This is a genomic window from Devosia sp. 1566, from assembly GCF_004005995.1.
Classification (GTDB): domain Bacteria; phylum Pseudomonadota; class Alphaproteobacteria; order Rhizobiales; family Devosiaceae; genus Devosia.
The window spans coordinates 53,131-71,879 of sequence record NZ_CP034767.1; the positions used below are offsets into that span (position 1 = coordinate 53,131).

At 64.1% G+C, this 18,749-nt stretch carries 18 protein-coding genes and 1 riboswitch; of the genes, 13 read left to right on the forward strand and 5 right to left on the reverse strand.

All coding sequences use genetic code 11. The features are described 5' to 3' along the window. Window position 1: 1 nt before the first annotated feature. The 8 genes from ELX51_RS00210 (at window position 2) to ELX51_RS00245 (ending at window position 9,017) form a co-directional block, all read left to right on the forward strand. Window positions 2-1,000: a hypothetical protein gene (locus tag ELX51_RS00210; RefSeq protein WP_127751620.1), complete on the forward strand. Its 999-nt coding sequence runs from the start codon at window positions 2-4 to the stop codon at window positions 998-1,000. A 363-nt stretch (window positions 1,001-1,363) separates the two neighbouring features. Further along, on the forward strand, window positions 1,364-3,151 hold the full coding sequence (locus ELX51_RS00215; RefSeq protein ID WP_127751621.1) for an ABC transporter substrate-binding protein: 1,788 nt from the start codon (window positions 1,364-1,366) through the stop codon (window positions 3,149-3,151). Window positions 3,152-3,218: 67 nt separating this feature from the next. Continuing rightward, window positions 3,219-4,217, forward strand: a complete 999-nt coding sequence (locus tag ELX51_RS00220) for an ABC transporter permease (RefSeq protein WP_127751622.1) — start codon at window positions 3,219-3,221, stop codon at window positions 4,215-4,217. Between the two features lie 9 nt (window positions 4,218-4,226). Next, entirely contained in the window at window positions 4,227-5,141 is a 915-nt protein-coding gene (locus ELX51_RS00225; RefSeq protein WP_127751623.1) for an ABC transporter permease, read from the forward strand. A 4-nt stretch (window positions 5,142-5,145) separates the two neighbouring features. Then, window positions 5,146-6,189: an ABC transporter ATP-binding protein gene (locus tag ELX51_RS00230; RefSeq protein ID WP_127751624.1), complete on the forward strand. Its 1,044-nt coding sequence runs from the start codon at window positions 5,146-5,148 to the stop codon at window positions 6,187-6,189. After that, window positions 6,182-7,189, forward strand: a complete 1,008-nt coding sequence (locus ELX51_RS00235; RefSeq protein ID WP_127751625.1) for an ABC transporter ATP-binding protein — start codon at window positions 6,182-6,184, stop codon at window positions 7,187-7,189. The genes ELX51_RS00230 and ELX51_RS00235 overlap by 8 nt, the downstream gene beginning before the upstream one ends. A 7-nt stretch (window positions 7,190-7,196) precedes the next feature. Continuing rightward, window positions 7,197-8,159, forward strand: a complete 963-nt coding sequence (locus tag ELX51_RS00240) for a mannonate dehydratase (protein ID WP_127751626.1) — start codon at window positions 7,197-7,199, stop codon at window positions 8,157-8,159. A 9-nt stretch (window positions 8,160-8,168) separates the two neighbouring features. Next, window positions 8,169-9,017, forward strand: coding sequence for an NAD(P)-dependent oxidoreductase (locus ELX51_RS00245; protein WP_127751627.1), 849 nt, complete (start codon window positions 8,169-8,171; stop codon window positions 9,015-9,017). Between the two features lie 7 nt (window positions 9,018-9,024). Here ELX51_RS00245 and ELX51_RS00250 read toward each other — a convergent pair whose 3' ends face one another. Then, a complete protein-coding gene (locus tag ELX51_RS00250; protein WP_248305202.1) occupies window positions 9,025-9,444 on the reverse strand; it encodes a cupin domain-containing protein in 420 nt (139 codons plus the stop codon). Between the two features lie 210 nt (window positions 9,445-9,654). Here ELX51_RS00250 and ELX51_RS00255 point away from each other — a divergent pair, with 210 nt between their 5' ends. From ELX51_RS00255 to ELX51_RS00275, 5 genes are all read left to right on the forward strand, one after another. Then, window positions 9,655-10,743: an ABC transporter ATP-binding protein gene (locus ELX51_RS00255; RefSeq protein WP_127751628.1), complete on the forward strand. Its 1,089-nt coding sequence runs from the start codon at window positions 9,655-9,657 to the stop codon at window positions 10,741-10,743. A gap of 30 nt (window positions 10,744-10,773) precedes the next feature. Beyond that, complete coding sequence (locus ELX51_RS00260) at window positions 10,774-12,066, forward strand: PotD/PotF family extracellular solute-binding protein (protein WP_127751629.1); 1,293 nt, start codon at window positions 10,774-10,776, stop codon at window positions 12,064-12,066. A gap of 172 nt (window positions 12,067-12,238) precedes the next feature. Next, complete coding sequence (locus ELX51_RS00265) at window positions 12,239-13,096, forward strand: ABC transporter permease (RefSeq protein WP_127751630.1); 858 nt, start codon at window positions 12,239-12,241, stop codon at window positions 13,094-13,096. 1 nt (window position 13,097) lies between these two features. Continuing rightward, a complete protein-coding gene (locus ELX51_RS00270; RefSeq protein WP_127751631.1) occupies window positions 13,098-13,916 on the forward strand; it encodes an ABC transporter permease in 819 nt (272 codons plus the stop codon). Further along, on the forward strand, window positions 13,913-14,650 hold the full coding sequence (locus ELX51_RS00275) for an aspartate/glutamate racemase family protein (RefSeq protein WP_127751632.1): 738 nt from the start codon (window positions 13,913-13,915) through the stop codon (window positions 14,648-14,650). The genes ELX51_RS00270 and ELX51_RS00275 overlap by 4 nt, the downstream gene beginning before the upstream one ends. Before the next feature lie 13 nt (window positions 14,651-14,663). On the opposite strand, the gene hdhA is transcribed toward ELX51_RS00275, so the two are convergent. The 4 genes from hdhA to ELX51_RS00295 all read right to left on the reverse strand — a co-directional run bounded on the left by hdhA (window position 14,664) and on the right by ELX51_RS00295 (window position 18,391). Beyond that, window positions 14,664-15,431 (reverse strand): 7-alpha-hydroxysteroid dehydrogenase, encoded by a 768-nt coding sequence (hdhA, locus tag ELX51_RS00280; RefSeq protein ID WP_127751633.1) that lies wholly within the window; start codon window positions 15,429-15,431, stop codon window positions 14,664-14,666. A gap of 166 nt (window positions 15,432-15,597) precedes the next feature. Next, the gene (locus tag ELX51_RS00285; RefSeq protein WP_127751634.1) at window positions 15,598-16,359 is read right to left on the reverse strand and encodes an ABC transporter ATP-binding protein; all 762 of its coding nucleotides are present in this window, start codon (window positions 16,357-16,359) and stop codon (window positions 15,598-15,600) included. Then, window positions 16,356-17,384, reverse strand: coding sequence for an iron ABC transporter permease (locus ELX51_RS00290; protein ID WP_164854935.1), 1,029 nt, complete (start codon window positions 17,382-17,384; stop codon window positions 16,356-16,358). The genes ELX51_RS00285 and ELX51_RS00290 overlap by 4 nt, the downstream gene beginning before the upstream one ends. 8 nt (window positions 17,385-17,392) lie before the next feature. After that, window positions 17,393-18,391: an ABC transporter substrate-binding protein gene (locus ELX51_RS00295; RefSeq protein WP_127751636.1), complete on the reverse strand. Its 999-nt coding sequence runs from the start codon at window positions 18,389-18,391 to the stop codon at window positions 17,393-17,395. Between the two features lie 151 nt (window positions 18,392-18,542). After that, window positions 18,543-18,749: riboswitch (cobalamin riboswitch) on the reverse strand.

Here is an 18,749-nt window from a genome sequence, read left to right on the forward strand (position 1 = left end):
GGTGAAACAGTTCGCACTCGGTTGGAGCCATGGCGATGCGCTGGTGCTGAGCACCGCTGCCATGCTGGCCGAGTGCCGCTTTGATCTTGGCGGCAGAGATTTCCGCCCCTTTGCCCGCGCCCCCTGGATGGGGCAGGTGAGCGATCCCGCCATCATCGGGCATCTGCGCGAACTGGGCGGCGATTTTGCCTGCCTGCCCTTTGGCGCCGGGCCCCCACAGCCGATCGGGCCACCCGAATGGGCCGAACTCATGGGCGAGCCGCCCCTTGTGCCCATTCACGGCCCGGCCGGTGACGCGGAATGGGAGCTGGTTGCGCGAACCGAGCACAGCGTTACCCTCGGGCTCGATTACCCCGCGGACTCCCTGGTGCGCCGGCTCGAGCGCCGGGTCGCCGGACGGCCGGGAGCGCCGGTTCTCGACTCGAGCCTCACTATTTACCCCCGCCGCTCCGGCGCCGTTTCGGTGGGCTTGCATCCCATTTTGCGGCTGCCTGAAGCACGCGGGCAATTGCGGCTCGAAGCCGAGTTTGAGTTTGGCCTGGTGCATCCCCGGCAGGTGGGGGCAGGGGAAGCGCAGGAGTTTACGAGCCTCAACCACGTGCCGCACAGGGGTGGAAAAATCGATCTGAGCCATGTGCCCCTGGGTGAGCCCAATTTTAGCGCCCAGCTCTGCGGCATGCGCGGACCGTTGCGCGCCGTGTTCCTCGAGGAAGGCGCAGAGGTCGAGATCGATTGGGACCGCGACCTGCTCCCCTCGCTGCAGATCTGGTGCACCGATCGCGGCATCGAGGGCGAGCCCTGGCAAGGGCGCTATCGCGGCATCGGACTCGAGCCCATTGCTTCCGCCTTCGATCTCAACACCCAGCTTTCCGAGCGGCCCAACCCTATCAGCCGGCGCGGCGTCGCGACGGCAGTCCAGCTGCAGGCCGACACCCCGCTCACCCTTTCTCACACGGTTTCCGCTTTCGCCACCGGAAGCACAGCCGCAGGCGGAGGTTGATCGCACCCTAGTTACTGCTCCCTTCAGCCGCATTGCTCTGCCTGATGCAAAGTAAATCATCTGATTTGCTTGACGGCCGGCTTTGTGTGTCTGCGCCTTCTCTGGAATAATGCAAGTAACAGCATTGCCAATTCTGGCAAGCGGGCGCACAATAGTTATGTTGGTCCTCCAATCACTGGCGTCAGATCAGGATGGAGGCAAACACAAGGAGGTGCAGGGCCCGACTGGTTGGAGGAGACCGGGGCCTTGCCGGATCACAGCAATGCCGGCCCCGCCGGCTTGAGGTGCGCGCAGGTGCCCGGCGCAGCCATGCCCTCCGGCATGCCGCCAGCCGGCTGGAGCCAACAAGGGAGAGAGCGTTTGATGTTCAAGTTTCATGCAGTTGCTGCCTCGGTGATCGCGCTGGGGCTGGTGGCGGTGCCGGTGGCCAGCCTGGCCCAGACCGGCGCCCCGCCCGCGACCGAAATCACCCCAAGCGGACCCCTGCCCGAAGTGCCGCGCAACCAGACGCTGAACCTGGCCTGGGGCGTTTCGGCATCCTCCTCGATCGGCACCACCAATCCCTGGGTGCTGCCCGGCTATACCCATCAGGAAGGCAACAACCTGCTGTTCGAGCCGCTGATGTATTTCGGCATCTACACCAACGAGTTCATTCCCTGGCTGGCCGACAGCATGGAATATACCAATGAGGATTTCACCGCCCTCGAGATCAAGCTCAACGAGAACGCGGAATGGTCCGATGGCGAGCCGGTGACGGCCGATGACGTCGTTTATACCTTTGAAGGCCAGCGCGATTACGAAACGCTCCCCTATCACGCCCAGTTCGCCGACCTCGTCGACACCATCACCGCCAAGGACGAGCTGACCGTCGAGGTGACGTTCAAGCAGCCGGCGCCGCGCTTCAAGTTCGAGGTGCTGACCGAAAAATTCGATACCGGCATCCCCATCGTGCCCGAACACTGGCTGTCCCAGCAGGAGGATCCGACCAAGGTGCCGGGCCTGGCGGAAATGCCCCATTCGGGCCCCTATGACGTCGTCGCCTGGAACGCCAACCAGAAGATCCTCGACCTGCGCGACGACTGGTGGGCGGTCAAGGCCGGGCGCGTCGAGATGCCGGCGGTCAAGCGGGTGGTGGTGGTCAACATCCTCAACCAGCCTATCGACACGGTGGCCCAGCGCCTCGTCAACAACGAGTTCGACTCCTCGGTCGATATGCGCGCCCAGATCATCGGCAACATCTTGCAGCAGAACCCGGACATCCAGTCCTGGACCGGCACGGAAAGCCCCTATGGCTATCTCGACTGGTGGCCCAATTCGCTGTGGATGAACACCCAGCTCGAGCCCTACAACGATGTGCGGGTGCGCAAGGCGGTAAGCCTCGCCATCAATCGCGACCTCATCAACGAGGTGCTCTATGAAGGGGCCGAGATCGCCACGATCTATCCCTTCCCGCTTTATCCCAACCTGCAAACCTTCGCCGACACGCCCGAAGTGAAGGCCGAGGAGGAGAAGTATAGCCCCCTGACCTTTGATCCAGACCAGAGCGCGGCGCTGATGGAAGAAGCGGGCTTCACCCGCAATGGCGATGGGCTTTGGGAAAAGGATGGGCAAACGCTCGACGCCACCATCCAGGCCTTTGAAACCATCCATGGCGACGTCGCCCCGGTGCTGGCCGAAATGCTGCGCCAGGCCGGCTTTGACTCCAATGTCAATTTCGGCACCGATGCCTACCAGAACATGGTGGACGGCAAGGCCGGGTTCTACATGTTCGGCCACGGCGCGAGCCTGTTTGATCCCTTCGAGGCGCTCAACCTCTTTCACGGCCGTTATTCCAATGTGATCGGCTCCTCGGCCGGCAACAACCGCTTCTCGCGCTATTCCAACCCCGAGTACGACGCACTGGTTGATGCCATTGCGCCCCTTGATTCCCAGGATCCTGCCTTTATCGAGGGCGCCGCCAAGGCGCTGGGGATCTACTGGCGCGACGTGATCGATGTGCCCGTGATCCAGTGGCTGCACCGCATTCCCTACAACAACCATTATTGGACCAACTGGCCGAGCGCCGAGAATGTGGGCCTGGGCACCAATGGCGCCTTTTGGGCCCATACTGGGCTGCTCGTGATCGCGGGGCTGCAGCCTTCGGGCAACTAAGACTTCCGGCACCCGGGGTGCGCGGCACGCGCGCACCCTTTCCCTCAAGTGTATCGGGATCAGTGCAGTGAACATTCGGATCGTTGCCCGGCGCCTGCTCTATTTCGTGTTGATCGTCTGGGCTGCCTCGACCATCGTGTTTTTCATTCCGCGCCTGTCGCCGCGTAACGCCATTCGCGAGCGCTTTGGCGAACTGGCGCGCACCGGTGGCTTTTCGCCCGCCGATATCGAAAAGCTGATCGGCTCCATGCAGCAGCAATTCGGCCTCGACCGCCCGCTGCTCGAACAATACTGGCAGTATCTGGGCAATATCCTGCGGCTCGATTTCGGCTATTCGCTCAGCCGCTATCCCATGACCGTCACCGATGTGATCGCCCAGTCCTTGCCCTGGACCATTGGGCTGCTGCTGGTGACGACGGTTCTGAGCTTCATCATTGGCACGCTGCTGGGCGCGGTGGCCGCCTGGCCGAGGGCACCGGGCTGGCTGCGCTCGACGGCGACGCCCTTTATCCTTCTGACCGGCGTACCCCCGGTGATCATGGGCATCCTGCTGCTGTTCTTTATCGGCTTTCGTCTGAAATGGCTGCCGCTGGGCGGGGCCTATTCGGTGGGGCTCGTGCCCAACTGGTCCTGGACGTTTTTTACCGATCTCATGGCGCACCAGATCCTGCCCGCTCTGTCGCTGATCCTGGGCTCGGTAGGCGGTTGGGTGCTCTCCATGCGCGGCATGGGCGTCACCATCCAGGGGGAGGATTACGTCAATTTCGCCGAACACAAGGGGCTGAGCGGGCCACGCATCTTCCGCGATTATTATCTGCGCAACGCGCTGTTGCCCCAGGTCACGGGCCTGGCCCTGGCGCTGGGTACGGTGGTCACCTCGGCGGTGATCGTTGAAGGCTTGTTCGGCCTGCCCGGCATCGGCACGGCGCTCAACCTTGCCATCCGCGCCAACGATTTCCCGGTGATCTACGGGATCGTGCTCTTCATCACCATTGCCATTGCACTGCTGATGACGCTGCTCGAATTCGTTTATCCGCTGCTCGATCCGCGCATTCGCAACAGCTAGGAGCCCGCCATGACCCTCGTCAATGCTACGGGCGTGCCGGTGAGCCCCGCCCTGCCGACCCAGCCCTCCCGCGTGCGGCTGACGCTCCGTTATCTGCGGCGCAACAAGGGGCTGGCGCTCGGCGCCGCCATCCTCCTCGCGCTGGCCCTTTTCACTATTATCGGGCTCATCCTCATCGATCCCAAAAAGGCCTATCCGCTGTCGGCCGCGCTCAAGCAGCCCCCCAGCCTCAAATATCCCTTCGGGACCGATTTCTTTGGCCGCGATCTCTTGGCGGCCATGGTGGTGGGCACCTGGCAGACCGCCTTTATCGGCCTTCTCGCCGGCGGCATCGGTACGCTGGTGGGCGTGGTGCTGGGCTTCACCGCCGCCTATTTCGGCGGCTGGATCGATGGCACGGTGCGCACGATCTGCCAGATTTTGACGCCCATTCCGGTGCTGCTGATCCAGGTCGTCGCGGCGGGCTCACTCGACAAGCGCGACGTCACCATCGTCACCATGGCGATCATTGTCGCCATGCTGGCCTGGATGGGCCCAACCCTCGTGATCCGGGCGCAAGTGCTGACCATGAAGGAGCGCCAGTTCGTGGCCGTCGCCAAGCTTTCGGGCGTTTCGGACATGGGCATCATCTTCAAGGAAATCTTGCCCAATCTCCTGCCCTTCATCGCCGCCGCCTTTGTCGGCCAGGTCTTTGCCGCCGTGTTCGCCTCCTTCTATCTTGCCGTTCTCGGTCTTGGGCCCCTACGCGAGCCGCTCTTGGGTAACATCATCTGGGCGGCCCAGAGCCAGGGCGCGTTCTTTAATGGCTGGTGGTGGTGGCCGCTCGAGCCGGCCTTCGCCATGATCCTGATCCTGGGGGCACTGGCCTTGGTCAATATGGGGCTGGACGAGTTGGCCAATCCCCGCGTCAGAAGGACGGAGTAGCGCCATGGCTGCCGTGACCCTCGACCCCGTGAGCGCGCCAACGCCCCATGCCGGGGTGTTGGCGCAGCCAGCGCCCAGCCCGGTGCTGCGCGTCAACCAGCTCGCGGTCACCTACTACACCGATCTCGGCCGGGCCCGCGCGCTCGACGATGTCAGCTTCACCCTCAATGCCGGCCAGAAGCTGGGCATGGTCGGAGAGTCGGGCTCGGGCAAGAGCACCTTGGCGCTCGCCATGATGCGCATGATCAAGCCCCCCGGGCGCATCGAGGGCGGCGAAGTCTTTGTGGGCGACACCGAGCTCATGGGCCTGAACGAAGAAGCCATGCGCCGGGCGCGGCTGAGCAAAATCGCCTATATTCCGCAAGGGGCGATGAACTCGCTCAACCCCGTGATCCGCATCGGCGCGCAGATGGTCGATGCCGTCAAGGCGCATCTGCCGGGGGAAAGCCGCGCCGCCATCCAGGATCGTTGCCGGCAGGCGCTGCGCTCGGTCGATCTCGATCCCGGCGTCTTCAACATGTATGCCCATGAGTTGTCGGGCGGCATGAAGCAGCGGGTGTGCATCGCCATTGGCGTGCTGCTCGAGCCCAGCGTCATCATCGCCGATGAGCCCACCAGTGCGCTCGATGTGGTCACCCAACGCCAGGTGATGGAAACCATCGACCGGGTGCAAGACCAGATCGGCGCCGCCGTGATCCTGATCGGCCACGACATGGGGCTGATGGCCCAGTTCGTCGATCGGGTGGCGGTGATGTATGCCGGGCGGCTCGTGGAGATCTCAAGCGTACGCGAGATGTTCACCAACCCCAAGCACCCCTATGCAAGGGCGCTGATCTCGAGCCTGCCCAATCTCGACAATCGCGGCGTGTTCCAGGGCATTCCGGGTCTTGCCCCTTCGCTGCTGCGTGTCCCGAGCGGCTGTGCCTTTCACCCGCGCTGTCCCTTTGCCATGGACGTCTGCACCACGGTGCGGCCCGAAGTGCTGGAACTGGAAGGCGGGCGGCGCGTCGCCTGCCACCTGTTTGACGAGGAGGCCCGCCATGACTGAACTGCTCGAACTGCGCGGGGTCTCGAAAGTCTATACCCGCGGGCTGACCCATTCCCACCCCACCGTGGCGCTGCGCGAGATATCGCTGACCCTCAAGGAGGACGAGCCCACCATCCTCACTGTTGCTGGCGAAAGCGGTAGCGGCAAGACGACGCTAGCCATGCTGCTGCTGGGCTTCATCAGCCCCACAATGGGGGAAATCCTCTATAAGGGCCGCAATATCACGACCCTGACGGGACCCGAGCGACTGGCCTATCGGCGCGAAGTGCAGGCGGTGTTCCAGGATCCTTTCGCGGTCTTTAATCCCTTCTATACCGTCGACCACCTGCTGACGGTGCCGATCAAGCGCTTCAAGCTGGCAAGCACAAGGGCTGAAGCGCGGGCGCGCATGGAAGAAGCGCTCAACGCCGTGGGGTTGCGCCCCGAAGACGTACTCGGGCGCTTTCCGCACCAGCTTTCGGGCGGGCAGCGCCAGCGCATCAATGTCGCCCGCGCCTTGTTGCTGAAGCCGCGCCTGCTGATCGCCGACGAGCCGGTGTCCATGGTGGATGCCTCCCTGCGCGCCACGATCCTCGAAACCCTGCGCAATCTGCAGCGCGATTATGGCGTCTCCATCATCTACATCACCCACGACCTAACCACGGCCTACCACATCGCCAAGTCGATCATCGTGCTTTATCGCGGTGGGGTGATGGAGGCGGGGGATGTCGATCGGGTGATCAAGTCGCCCCAGCACCCCTATACCCAGCTGCTGGTCGATTCCATTCCCTGGCCCAATCTCGAGCAGCGCTGGGGCGAGCAATCGATCATGGCGCGCGAAAGCACCGCGCCACCGCCCGGCGCCTGCCCCTTCATGCCGCGCTGTCCCAAGGCCATGCCGGTTTGCGCCAGCCGCCCGCCGCTGTTCCAGATCAATCCGCACCAGGCGGCCGCTTGCTACCTGCATGAGCGGCAGCCTCAACTCGTGGCTGAAAAGCTCTCCGAACTCCTGCCTGCCTGAGAACCCTATGCTCGAAATCGCCGAATTCATCAGTCCCACGCCATCGCCGGTCTGGCAGCTTGCCTTGCAGGCCGGGGTGAACCTTGCCGTGGGCGGGCTGCCCTTTGACAGCTTGCGCCCGGGGGAAAGGCTGGGGGATCTCGCTCCGCTCAGCCGCATGCAGCAAAGCTACCAAGATGCCGGCTTTGAGCTGCGCGTCATCGAGGCGCGCCCGCCGCTTAATTTGGCCAAGCGCGGCTTGCCGGGGCGGGACGAAGAGATCGATGTCGTCTGCGAACTCCTTACCAGCATGGGCAAGCTCGGCATCGGCGTCTGGTGCTATGAATGGATGACCGATTTCAACTGGGTGCGCACCAATATGGCGACGCCCTCGCGCGGGGGCTCGGTGGTCACGAGCTTCAATCTCGATGATGTTCCCGAGGACCTGACGAGCAATCCGCCCATCGGCGAGGAAGCGCTTTGGGAGAACCTCCAATATTTCCTCGCGCGCGTGCTGCCGGTGGCCGAACAAGCCGGGGTCAAGCTCTCCATGCATCCCGACGACCCGCCGATCACCCCGATCCGGGGCGTCAGCCGCATCATGCGCAGCATCGAGAACTACCAGCGCCTCCTGGCCATGGCGCCCAGCCCGATGAACACCATTACCCTGTGCCAGGGCAATTTCACCCTGATGACCGATGACCTCCCCCGCGAGATCAGGCGCTTTGGCGACAAGATCTCCTTTGTGCATTTCCGCGATGTGCGGGGCGTGCCCACGCGGTTCGAGGAAACCTGGCACGACGACGGCAAGACCGACATGCTCGCCTGCATGCAGGCCTATCGCGACATCGGGTTCAGCGGCGTCCTGCGGCCCGACCATGTGCCCACCGTTGCGGGCGATAGCAACGATAATGCCGGCTATTCCGCCTTCGGGCGGCTTTACGCCATTGGTTACATCCGCGGCCTGCACGAGGCCGTTTATGCGCAATAGGTCAGATCCATGAGAATTGCAGTTACCGGCGCCAGCGGCGGCATTGGCCGCGCCATTGTCAAAGAGGCCGAGGCCCGCGGCCACACGGTGGTCGGCATCGACCGGGTCGAGCACCCCGATGTCGCGGCCAGCGGCGAGCGCCGCTTCGTTCTGGCCGACATGGACAATTACGATGCCCTGCTCGACGCCTTTGCCGGCTGCGATGCGGTGATCCACATGGCCGCCATTCCGTCCCCCGGCCGCCATCCCGATCACATCGTGCACAACAACAATGTGGTGGGCAGCTATAATGCGCTCCAGGCCGCCGTCGAGAACGGCATCCGGCGGCTCTGCCAGGCCTCGAGCGTCAATGCCATTGGCCATTCCTTCAGCCGCGCGCCGCGCTATGATTATTTCCCCATCGACGAGAGCCATCCCAACTACGCCGAGGACCCCTATAGCCTCTCCAAATGGATCTGCGAGCAGCAGGCCGACGCCTTTATCCGGCGCTATCCGGAGATGGTGATCGCTTCCATGCGCTTTCATTATGTCTGCGATGACCGCTCCATCGCCAAGGCGCTCTATGACCCCAATCCCGAGATCGCCAAGCATCTCTGGGCCTATACCAGGCGCGATGCGGCGGCCGATGCGTGCCTCTTGAGCCTCGAAGCTTCCATCGAGGGTCACGAGGCCTTCTATATCGTGGCGCCCGACACGATTTCGGACACGCCGAGCCGGGAGCTGGCGCGCCAGTATTTTCCGCAGATCCCGCTGCGCGATGGCTGGGGCGGGCACCAGAGCTTTTTCAACTCGGCCAAGGCCGAGCGCATGCTGGGCTGGCGGCACGGCCATGTGCCGCCCGAGCGCCTGACCGACTAGGATCGCGCTAGAGGTCGGCCTGCCGCCATTGGGGTCCGAGATGGATGTCGATGGTTTGCAGCCGGCCGGGCCCCAGATTTTCGAACCGGTGCGGCAGCCCCTTGGGGCCGAGCACGACCTCGCCGGCCTGCGCGTCGATCACCGCATCGCCGACATAAAAGCGCCCGCGGCCTTCCACCACCACAAAGAGCTCGTCATAGGGATGGACATGCAGGGCCGGCCCCGTGCCCACCGCCTCATTGCCATAGGCGAGGATCGTGGTCGTGGTGCCCAGTGCCTCGCCCGGAAGGTGACCGCGCCAGGGGCCGGGCTGGTCGGGTCGAACAACTGCTGTTTGGCCGGGGCGCGCCCGTCCGGCACTGCGGCGCTGGGGTCGATGCTGAGTTTTGCCATTGCTGTTGCACTCCAAGGTGAGTTGCTTGGCCATTATTGGGCCGGTTCACCAAGACTGCCAAGAGGACGCAGGCAGTGCATAGGCTTTGAGCTGAATTGCGCGCAATTTAGGCACAAGCAGATGCTGCTGATCTGTTGTGCAAAATGCCGTGGTCAAATTGGCGATCCTGCGCAAGGACTTACCGGCACAAACAAGGATTGGCACAACTGATGCATGACAGTTCCCAGCAAAGGGAGCTGCGCAATGTCCAAGTCTGCCGAGATCGATCTTGCTTCTGTTTCCAAGATCTACGGCAAGACCACGGCCGTCGACAGCATCAGCCTCAAGATCCCCGGCGGCAGTTATTGCTGTCTGCTCGGCCCTTCGGGCTGTGGCAAGACCTCCACCCTGCGCATGATTGCCGGGCATGAAACCGTCTCGATCGGGGACATTGTTCTGGGCAAGCAGGTGGTGACCGACCTGCCACCGGCCAAGCGCGGCACGGCGATGATGTTCCAGTCCTATGCGCTGTTTCCCCATCTCGATCTGGTCGACAATGTCGCCTTCAGCCTCAAAATGGCGGGGGTCGACAAGTCGACCCGCCGCGCGCGGGCGCTCGAGCTGCTCAAGCTGATGCAGATGGATGCCTATGCCGACCGCCGTCCCGGCCAGCTTTCGGGCGGCCAGCAGCAGCGCGTGGCCCTGGCGCGGGCGCTGATCACCGATCCCGAAGCGCTGCTGCTGGATGAGCCGCTCTCGGCGCTCGATCCCTTCCTCAAGATCCGCATGCGTGCCGAGCTCAAGAAGCTGCAAAAGCAGCTCGGCATCACCTTTGTCCATGTCACCCACAGCCAGGAAGAAGCCATGGCGCTGGCCGACCTCGTCGTGGTGATGAGCAATGGCCGGATCGAGCAGGCCGCCACCCCGCGCGAAGTGTTCGAGCGCCCGGCGACTGCCTTTGTTGCCCGCTTCATGGGCGATCATAATGTCATTTCGGGCAAGGTCACCGGCGCCGGCGACGGCCTGGTGGATTTTACCGTGGTCGGCGGCGGCAGCTTTTCCGCCACCGGCGCACCCCTGCCGCTGGGCGCCGATATGGATGTCGCCGTGCGCACCGACCATGTCCGGATCGGGGACAGCCCGCAGCCGGGCCTCGGGTTCACCGGCATCATCTCCAACATCGAATATCGCGGCGCCACGGTGAAGCTCACCGTGGAGGGCGCCGGGATCAGCGAATTCACCGCCATCATCACCGACACCGCCTTTTACGCGACCCCGGTCGCGGTGGGCGATGCGGTGCCCCTCCATTGGGATGCCGGGGACGCCATCGTCCTCGCCCGACCCGATGCGTAACCGTCCATCAAGCCAACAGGGAGACGTGCCATGACCGCCAAGAGTGACATCAAGTCCGGTGTCAGCCGCCGCAACTTTCTCAAGACCAGCGCTGCCGCCGCGGTCGGCGCCAGCCTGGGTTCGGGTGTTATTACGGGCTTTCCGACTATCTGGGCGCAAAACCCCATCACCCTGCGCCAGTTCGGCACCGGCGTGAGCAACCTCAACGCCATTGCCGAAAAGTGCAAGGAAGATCTCGGCATCACCATCCAGATGACGGCCACCGACAGCGATGCGGCCGCCCAGCGTGCCGTGACCCAGCCCGACAGCTACGACATCGCCGATGTGGAATACTGGATCCTCAAAAAGGTCTTCCCGGCCGGAGTGATCCAGCCCATGGATATCAGCCGGCTGACGCATTACGACCAGATCGTGCCGCTGTTCAAGACCGGCAAGCTGCTGCCCGACAGCGTCATCGCCCAGGGCACCGCGCCCCATACGGTGGGCTTTGTGGAAGGCCCCGACAGCCGCGACTTCGCCAAGGGCGAAACGGACTGGTTCACCATGGTCCCCACCATCTACAATGCCGATACGCTGGGTATCCGGCCCGATCTGGTGGGTCGTGAGATTTCCTCCTGGGCCGATATCATGGACCCCGCCTTCAAGGGCAAGTCGGCCATCATCAACGTGCCCTCGATCGGCATCATGGATGCCGCCATGATCATGGAAGCCATGGGGCTCATCACCTATGGCGACAAGGGCAACATGACCACCGAAGAGATCGATGCCACCGTCGATTTCCTGATCAAGGCCAAGCAGGATGGCCAGTTCCGCGCCTTCTGGAAGAGCTTTGACGAAAGCGTCAACCTCATGAGCTCGGGCGAGGTGGTGATCCAGTCCATGTGGTCGCCGGCCGTGGCGGCAGTGCGCTCCAAGGGCATTGCCTGCACCTACCAGCCCCTCAAGGAAGGCTATCGCTCCTGGGGCGGCGGCATGGGTCTGGCGGCGCACCTGTCGGGTGCCCAGCTCGACGCGGCCTATGAATATATCAACTGGTACACCTCGGGCTGGGTCGGCGGCTATCTCAACCGGCAGGGCTATTATTCGGCCAATATGGAAACGGCCAAGCAGCACATGACCCCCGACGAATGGGGCTTCTGGATCGAAGGCAAGCCCGCCCAGGGCGATATTCTCGCGCCCGATGGCACGGTGATGGAAAAGGCCGGCGCCGTGCGCGATGGCGGCTCGTTCGAAGAGCGCATGGGCAAGGTCGCCTGCTGGAACTCGGTGATGGACGAGGACCGCTACATGGTCCGCCGCTGGAACGAGTTCATCGCCGCCTGATGCCTCAGCCTGTCCGGCAGGCTCTTGCCACATCCACCGATGCGGCACCTCCCCCTTGACGGGGGAGGTTGGGTGGGGGTGGCGGGAGCCTCGATTTCCGGGCTTTCCACCCCCACCCTTGATCCCTCCCCGCGAGGGGGAGGGTTTTGACTGCAACTGCAGGAGCATTCCAATGACCGCTTTGCTCGCCCGCGCCACGCCTTATCTGCAGGCGACGCCGCTGTTGTTGATCCTCGGCTTTTTCCTTGCCGTCCCGATCCTGCTGCTGCTGGTGGTCAGCTTCTGGGATTATGACTTTGCCGGCATCTATCCCGATTTCCTCACCCTCAACTATGCCGAAGCGCTGGGCTCCTGGGTCACCTGGCGCATCTATGCCAATACGCTCAAATATGCGGTCATCGTCTGGGCGATCACCGCTTTGGTGGGCTTCTGGGTCGCCTATTTCCTCGCTTTTCATGTGCGCACCGCGACCATGCAGATGGTGCTGTTCCTCATCTGCACCGTGCCGTTCCTCACCTCCAACATCATCCGCATGATTTCCTGGATCCCCGTGCTGGGGCGCAACGGGCTGATCAATTCGGGGCTGACTGGATCGGGGATCATCGAACAACCCATCGAGTGGCTGTTGTATTCCGACTTCGCCGTCGTGCTCGCCATGGTCCATCTTTATACGCTCTTCATGGTCACCCCGATCTTCAACGCCATGATGCGGATCGACAAATCCCTCGTTGAAGCGGCGCGCGATGCAGGCGCCAAGGACTGGCAGGTGATCTGGAACGTCGTGCTGCCGCTGGCCAAGCCCGGCATCGCCATCGGCACCATCTTTGTCGTCACCCTGGTGATGGCCGATTTTTCCACCGTGCAGGTGATGAGCGGGGGCCAAAGCGCGTCGGTAGCGCTGATGATGCGCAACCAGATGAGCCTTCTGCAATATCCGGCGGCCGCCGCCAATGCGATCGTGCTGCTGGTGCTGGTGCTCCTCATGGTCGCCGGCATGCTGCGCATCGTTGATATTCGCAAGGAGCTCTAGGATGGAACGCGAAAAGCGCAGCCCCGGCTTTTACCTGCTGGCCGGCTTTTTCGGCCTCTTTGTGCTGTTTCTCTACGGCCCTTTGTCGGCCGTGTTTATCCTCAGCTTTCAGGGGCCGCAGGGCGGGCTAACCTTTCCGCTCAATGGCGTGTCACTGCGCTGGTTTCAGAACCTCTTCGAGGCCCAGGCGGTGGGGGATTTCGGCGCCAGCTTCGGGCGCTCCTTTGCGCTGGGGCTAATGGTGATGGCGGGCACCGTGCTGGTCTCGTTGCTGGCGGGGCTGGCCTTTCGCCGCCGGTTTCTGGGCGCAACGCCCCTCTTCTACCTGACGGTCGCGAGCCTCGTTGTGCCCTCCATCATCGTTTCGCTCGGCATCGGCGTGTTGTTCCAGCAGATCGGCTGGCGCCCCAACTGGTTCAGCTCCGGCTTTGGCGCGCATCTGACCTGGACGCTGCCTTTTGGCGTGCTGATCATGTTTGCGGTGTTCAACCGCTTTTCCCCGAGCTACGAGGAAGCCGCGCGCGATCTGGGGGCCAGCAACTGGCAGACCTTTCGCCATGTCGTCTTGCCCATGATCGCACCCAGCCTGATCGGCGTGGGGCTTTTCGGTTTCTCGCTGAGCTATGACGAGTTTGCCAGGACGCTGATGACCTCCGGCAGCGCCAACACTTTGCCGCTCGAAATCTACGGCATGACCACCAATGTCACGACCCCGGTGCTCTATGCGCTAGGGACGGTCACGACACTGTTCTCGTTCCTCGTGATCCTCGTGACCCTGAGCACCATCCTCTGGATCAACCGCCGGCGGGTGCGGGCATGAACCGCATCGCCGTCATCAATCCCAACACCACCGCCAGCATGACCGCGACCATTGCCGCAGCGGCCCGGCTAGTGGCCGCGCCCACGACCGAGATCGTGCCGCTCACTTCTTCCATGGGGCCGGTCTCCATCGAAGGCTATTACGACGAAGCCTTTGCCTTGCCTGGATTGCTGCGTGAGATCGGCCAGGCGGAGGGGGAGGGGGCCCGGGCCGCAGTGATCGCCTGTTTCGATGATACCGGGCTCGATGCCGCCCGAGCCATGGCCACCATTCCCGTGCTCGGCATTTGCGAAGCGGCGCTCGCCACCGCGGCCTTCCTCGCCAAGCGCTTCACGGTCGTGACCACCACCGAGCGCTCGCGCGTGCCCATCGAGGAGCTGGCGCAGCGCTATGGCATGTCCGGGCGCGCCCGTATCCGCGCCGCCGACATTCCGGTCCTGGCGCTCGATGATCCAGCCTCGGGCGCGCGCGAGCGGCTGCGGGCGGAAATCGATCGTGCCATCGGCGAGGACAAGGCGGAGGCCATCGTCCTGGGTTGCGCGGGGATGGCCGACCTGGCGCGGGCGCTGCAGGAGGAACTCGGGCTGCCGGTGATCGATGGCGTGGGCGCCGCGGTCAAACAGGCCGAAGCGCTAATCGCGCTGGGCCTGCGCACCAGCAAACGCGGCAGCTATGCCCCGCCCCTGCCCAAGCCCTACAAGGGCGAACTCAGCGCTTTCGCGCCACGAGAATAGGGGAGCGAGCCGGTCAGTCCAGCTCCTGCACCCCACCCCCCGAGACGGTCAGCACCTGCCCGCTGATCCATGACGCCGCGGGCGAACACAGAAACAGCGCCGCATAGGCGATGTCATCGACCTCCCCGAGCCGTCGGATCGGGGTGTGCTGCAGCATGCTCTGCTCGATCTCGGGCGTCAGCACGCCGGCCAGCGCCGCGGTCCTTGTGGCGCCGGGCGCAATGGCGTTGATCCGCACGCCCATAGGCCCAAGATCAAAGGCGATATTGCGGGTCAAATGGTTGAGCGCGGCCTTGGAAGAGGCATAAGAGGCCATGCGCTGGTTGCGGTTTTCACCGGCCATGGACGAGATATTGAGCACTGCGCCATCCCCTGCTGCCGCCAGATGCGGCGCGGCCAGCTGGGTGAGCCGGAACGCCGAAAAGACGTTGAGTTTGTAGGCCCAGCGGAAATCCTCCATTGGCATGTCAAAGGGCTGGGGGCCGCCGCCTCCGGCATTGTTGACGAGGATGGCGAGCTTGCCGAACTGGTCCAGCGCGGTGTGCACCAAAAGCTCAAGGTCATCTTCCCGGGTGACATCACAAGCCACCGCGACCGCCTTGCCCCCTGTTGTGTTGATTTCGGCGGCAGCCGCCTGGGCCGCCTCGAGCTTGCGGTCGCTGATCACGATGGCGGCCCCCGCACCGGCGAAGAGACGCGCAATGCCGAGCCCGATCCCGGAACCGGCGCCAGTCACCACCGCCACCTGCCCATCAAGGCGGAACTTATTCGGGTCATACATGCTGTGCTCCCGTCGTCCTTTGCCAAACCCTAAGCCGTCGCGCCTTTCAGCTCTTGATATCGGTCAGGCCCGGGCTGGTATTGAAGGGGCGCGTGCTGTCCGGTGGACGCCTCGCGCGGTGGGCCGATCTGACAGGCTGGGTTCCGCTCCCCCGGCGAATTCCGCGTCACGGCAGATACTGGATCTGCAGGCCCCGGTGCAGCGTCGAGGGGGCCACCTGGGCGCGCACCTTGAACACCTCGGCGATCAGCGCCTCGGTCAAGACTGCATGTGGCGTGCCCGCGGCCACCAGCCGCCCCTCGCGCATCACTGCGATCTGGTCGCAGAACATGGCGGCGAGGTTGAGATCGTGCAGCGCCACGATCGTGGTGAGCGGCAGCCCGGCCACGAGGCGCAGGATATCGAGCTGGTGCTGGATATCGAGGTGGTTGGTGGGCTCATCAAGGATCAGATCGGTTGGCTCTTGCGCCAGCGCTCGCGCCAGCTGCACGCGCTGCCGCTCGCCGCCCGAAAGCGTATGCCAGGGCTGGTGGCGCCGGTCGGCCAACTCCACCCGCTGCAGGGATTGCTCGACAATGGCGTCGTCCGCTTGCGTCCAGGGCGACAGGGCCGAGCGGTGCGGCGTGCGCCCCAGCCGCACCACATCGAGCACCGTCACATTGGCTTCGGTCGTGGCATGTTGCTCGACCACCGCTACGCGCTGGGCGAGCTGGCGCCGGCCGAAGCGGCCCAGCGGGGCGGTATCAAGGGTGACCTCGCCACCAGCGGGCGCGCGCAAACCCGCGAGGAGCCGGATCAGCGATGATTTGCCCGACCCATTGGGCCCGAGCAGGCCCAGCGTCATGCCGGGCTGCGCCTCGAGGGTCACGCCATCGACGATGATCTTGCTGCCAGCCTTCCAGCTCACGCCATGGGCGGCAATGGTCATCGCGCACCCCGCCCGCGATATAGGATGACGGCAAAGAACGGCACCCCGACCAGCGCGGTGACCACCCCGATCGGCAGCACCTGCTGGGGCAGGATGATGCGCGAAACGATGTCGGCCAGCACCATGAACACCGCTCCCACCACCACGCAGGCGGGCAGCAGCCGCAGATGGTGCGGGCCCACGATGAAGCGGGCGACATGGGGAATGACGAGGCCCACAAAACCGATCGAGCCCACCATCGACACCATGGTTGCGGCCATGAGGGCGGTGAGCGCAAACAGCACCACCCGCACCTGCGCCACGGGCACGCCGAGCGAACGAGCGGCGTCATCCCCGAAGGTGAAAGCATCGAGCGCCCTCGCATAGCGCAGGCACACGACAAGCCCCGCGCCAACCACGCCCGCGGCGAGGCCCACATCGCTCCAGCGCACGCCGGCAAAACTGCCCAGCAGCCAGAACATGACGCTGCGCGCCTGTTCGGCATCGGCCGAAGTGCTGACGACATAAGAGGTCAGCGCATTGAACAATTGCGAAGCGGCGACACCGGCCAGGATCGTGCGCTCGGCGCTGCCCGCCGCGCCTCGCGCGAGGAGAATGACAAAGGCAAAGGCGGCCAGGGCTCCGGCAAAGGCGCCCAGCGGAATGGCGGCGCTACCCGCCCCCATGCCGAGCACGATAACGCAGACCGCCCCGGTCGAGGCGCCTGCCGAAACGCCCAGCACATAGGGTTCGGCCAGCGGATCGCGCAGCAGCGATTGCAGGATCGCGCCACACAGCGCCAGCCCCGCCCCGCAGGCGGCCGCTACCAGTGAGCGGCTGAGCCGATAATCCCAGATCACGCTTTCCTGGATGCGGCTGATCTCGAACTGCGTCCAGCCCAGGCGGTTGGTGATGGCCTGGAGCGTGGTGTGGAGCGAAATGGGCATTTCGCCAATCCCCACGCCCAGCGCCACGGCAAGGGGCAGCAGCAAGGCTGCCCCCGCGATCACCGATCCCCCCAGCCGCGCGCGGCGCCGCTGGGTCATCGCCATGGTCATTGCAGCAGGCCCTGGCTCTGCAGCGCCCCCGCCATAATTTCGAGCCCGCCTATGGTGCGCAGGGTCGGGTTCATTGCCTGCGCGTCGAGCAGCACCAGATGGTCCGCCTGCACGGCGCTGAGCTGGCTGACCACCGGGTCGGTTTGGAGAAACTCCATTTTGACGGCAGGGTCATCGGCCGGCCGGTTGCGCCGGTCCATCGTGCCTACGACGATGACGGTGGGGTCGGCCGGCGCAATGGCTTCCCAGCTCACCAGCGGCCAATCTTCTTCGCTGTCGACGATGTTGCGGGCACCCAGCACCTCCATCATATAGGCCGAAGCGCCATTGCGGCCCGCCACCCAGGCATCCCCGGCGATTTCAGGGCTCGAAAACCAGAACACCATGGAAAGCCCCGCCGCACGCTTCCCCAGTTGCGCGCGCACGGCCGCTTCGCGGCTGCGCAGCTCGCTCACGAGTTCGGCCCCCCGCTCATTGACGTCAAAGATCGCCGCCAATTCGCTGATCTCCTGGTAGAGCAGTTCGCTGGTCCAGGGTTCGAGGCGCACGCCATCGCCGTTGCTGGCATCCTTCATGGCGCAGGTGGTCGGCGAGATATAGCTCGGGATCCCGAGATCAGCATATTGCTCGCGGTTACCCGCTTCATCGCGCATCCCGAACTGGGCGGCAATGAAATCGGGCTCGGTGCCAAGGATTGCTTCATAGCTCGCGGTGCTGTCGGCCAGGCGCGGCACTTTTGCGTTGTCGGCGGCAACCTCTTCGAGCACCGGCGAAACCCAGGTGGCGGTGCCCACCATGCGATCGGCCAGACCGAGCAGCAGCAGGATTTCCGAGCTGTTCTGCCCGATGCCGACGGCCCGCTGCGGTGCCTCGGTAAAGGTGAGTTCGACCCCGCAATTTTCGAGCTGCAGGGGGTATTGGGTTGCGTGTTGGGCCAAGGCCGTGCTGGCCGTGGCAACAAAAATGCCGCTGGCCAGAAGGGAGAATAGACGCATCGAAACCTCTCGTGATGCTGTTCAAGCCAAACGATCAGCCAGACACGAGGGGAAAGTTGAGGTCATGCTGCCGCTACCCCGAAGAGGGCGCAGCGGCAACGATCGGACCAGGCAAGAGCCGGTCCGCACCCCACCGAAACACCTCGTTCGGTTTGCTGGTCGATGTCCCGGCAGGTCTCCTGGCTCGCGGCTCTGGCGCTCCTCGTCCCCTTCCCGGTCGCTTGACCAGTGGCTTGGACGGTGAACTTGCCGCTTACAGTTGCGAGGGCAGCTTCGGTTTTGGCCCCTGATGGGTAATCCGCACCGTATTCCCTTTTCATCCGCGCTCGATGGCGGAACCGTGACCCCGCCGTCTTAG

Excerpts from the sequence above, each read along its gene's own strand:
- ELX51_RS00230 (WP_127751624.1), top strand. The coding sequence starts at position 5,146 with ATGGCTGCCGTGACCCTCGACCCCGTGAGCGCGCCAACGCCCCATGCC.
- ELX51_RS00225 (WP_127751623.1), top strand. The coding sequence starts at position 4,227 with ATGACCCTCGTCAATGCTACGGGCGTGCCGGTGAGCCCCGCCCTGCCG.
- ELX51_RS00240 (WP_127751626.1), top strand. The coding sequence starts at position 7,197 with ATGCTCGAAATCGCCGAATTCATCAGTCCCACGCCATCGCCGGTCTGG.
- ELX51_RS00285 (WP_127751634.1), bottom strand. The coding sequence starts at position 16,359 with ATGACCATTGCCGCCCATGGCGTGAGCTGGAAGGCTGGCAGCAAGATC.
- ELX51_RS00295 (WP_127751636.1), bottom strand. The coding sequence starts at position 18,391 with ATGCGTCTATTCTCCCTTCTGGCCAGCGGCATTTTTGTTGCCACGGCC.
- ELX51_RS00290 (WP_164854935.1), bottom strand. The coding sequence starts at position 17,384 with ATGACCCAGCGGCGCCGCGCGCGGCTGGGGGGATCGGTGATCGCGGGG.
- ELX51_RS00245 (WP_127751627.1), top strand. The coding sequence starts at position 8,169 with ATGAGAATTGCAGTTACCGGCGCCAGCGGCGGCATTGGCCGCGCCATT.
- ELX51_RS00265 (WP_127751630.1), top strand. The coding sequence starts at position 12,239 with ATGACCGCTTTGCTCGCCCGCGCCACGCCTTATCTGCAGGCGACGCCG.
- ELX51_RS00260 (WP_127751629.1), top strand. The coding sequence starts at position 10,774 with ATGACCGCCAAGAGTGACATCAAGTCCGGTGTCAGCCGCCGCAACTTT.
- ELX51_RS00215 (WP_127751621.1), top strand. The coding sequence starts at position 1,364 with ATGTTCAAGTTTCATGCAGTTGCTGCCTCGGTGATCGCGCTGGGGCTG.
- ELX51_RS00275 (WP_127751632.1), top strand. The coding sequence starts at position 13,913 with ATGAACCGCATCGCCGTCATCAATCCCAACACCACCGCCAGCATGACC.
- ELX51_RS00270 (WP_127751631.1), top strand. The coding sequence starts at position 13,098 with ATGGAACGCGAAAAGCGCAGCCCCGGCTTTTACCTGCTGGCCGGCTTT.
- hdhA (WP_127751633.1), bottom strand. The coding sequence starts at position 15,431 with ATGTATGACCCGAATAAGTTCCGCCTTGATGGGCAGGTGGCGGTGGTG.
- ELX51_RS00255 (WP_127751628.1), top strand. The coding sequence starts at position 9,655 with ATGTCCAAGTCTGCCGAGATCGATCTTGCTTCTGTTTCCAAGATCTAC.
- ELX51_RS00250 (WP_248305202.1), bottom strand. The coding sequence starts at position 9,444 with ATGGCCAAGCAACTCACCTTGGAGTGCAACAGCAATGGCAAAACTCAG.
- ELX51_RS00235 (WP_127751625.1), top strand. The coding sequence starts at position 6,182 with ATGACTGAACTGCTCGAACTGCGCGGGGTCTCGAAAGTCTATACCCGC.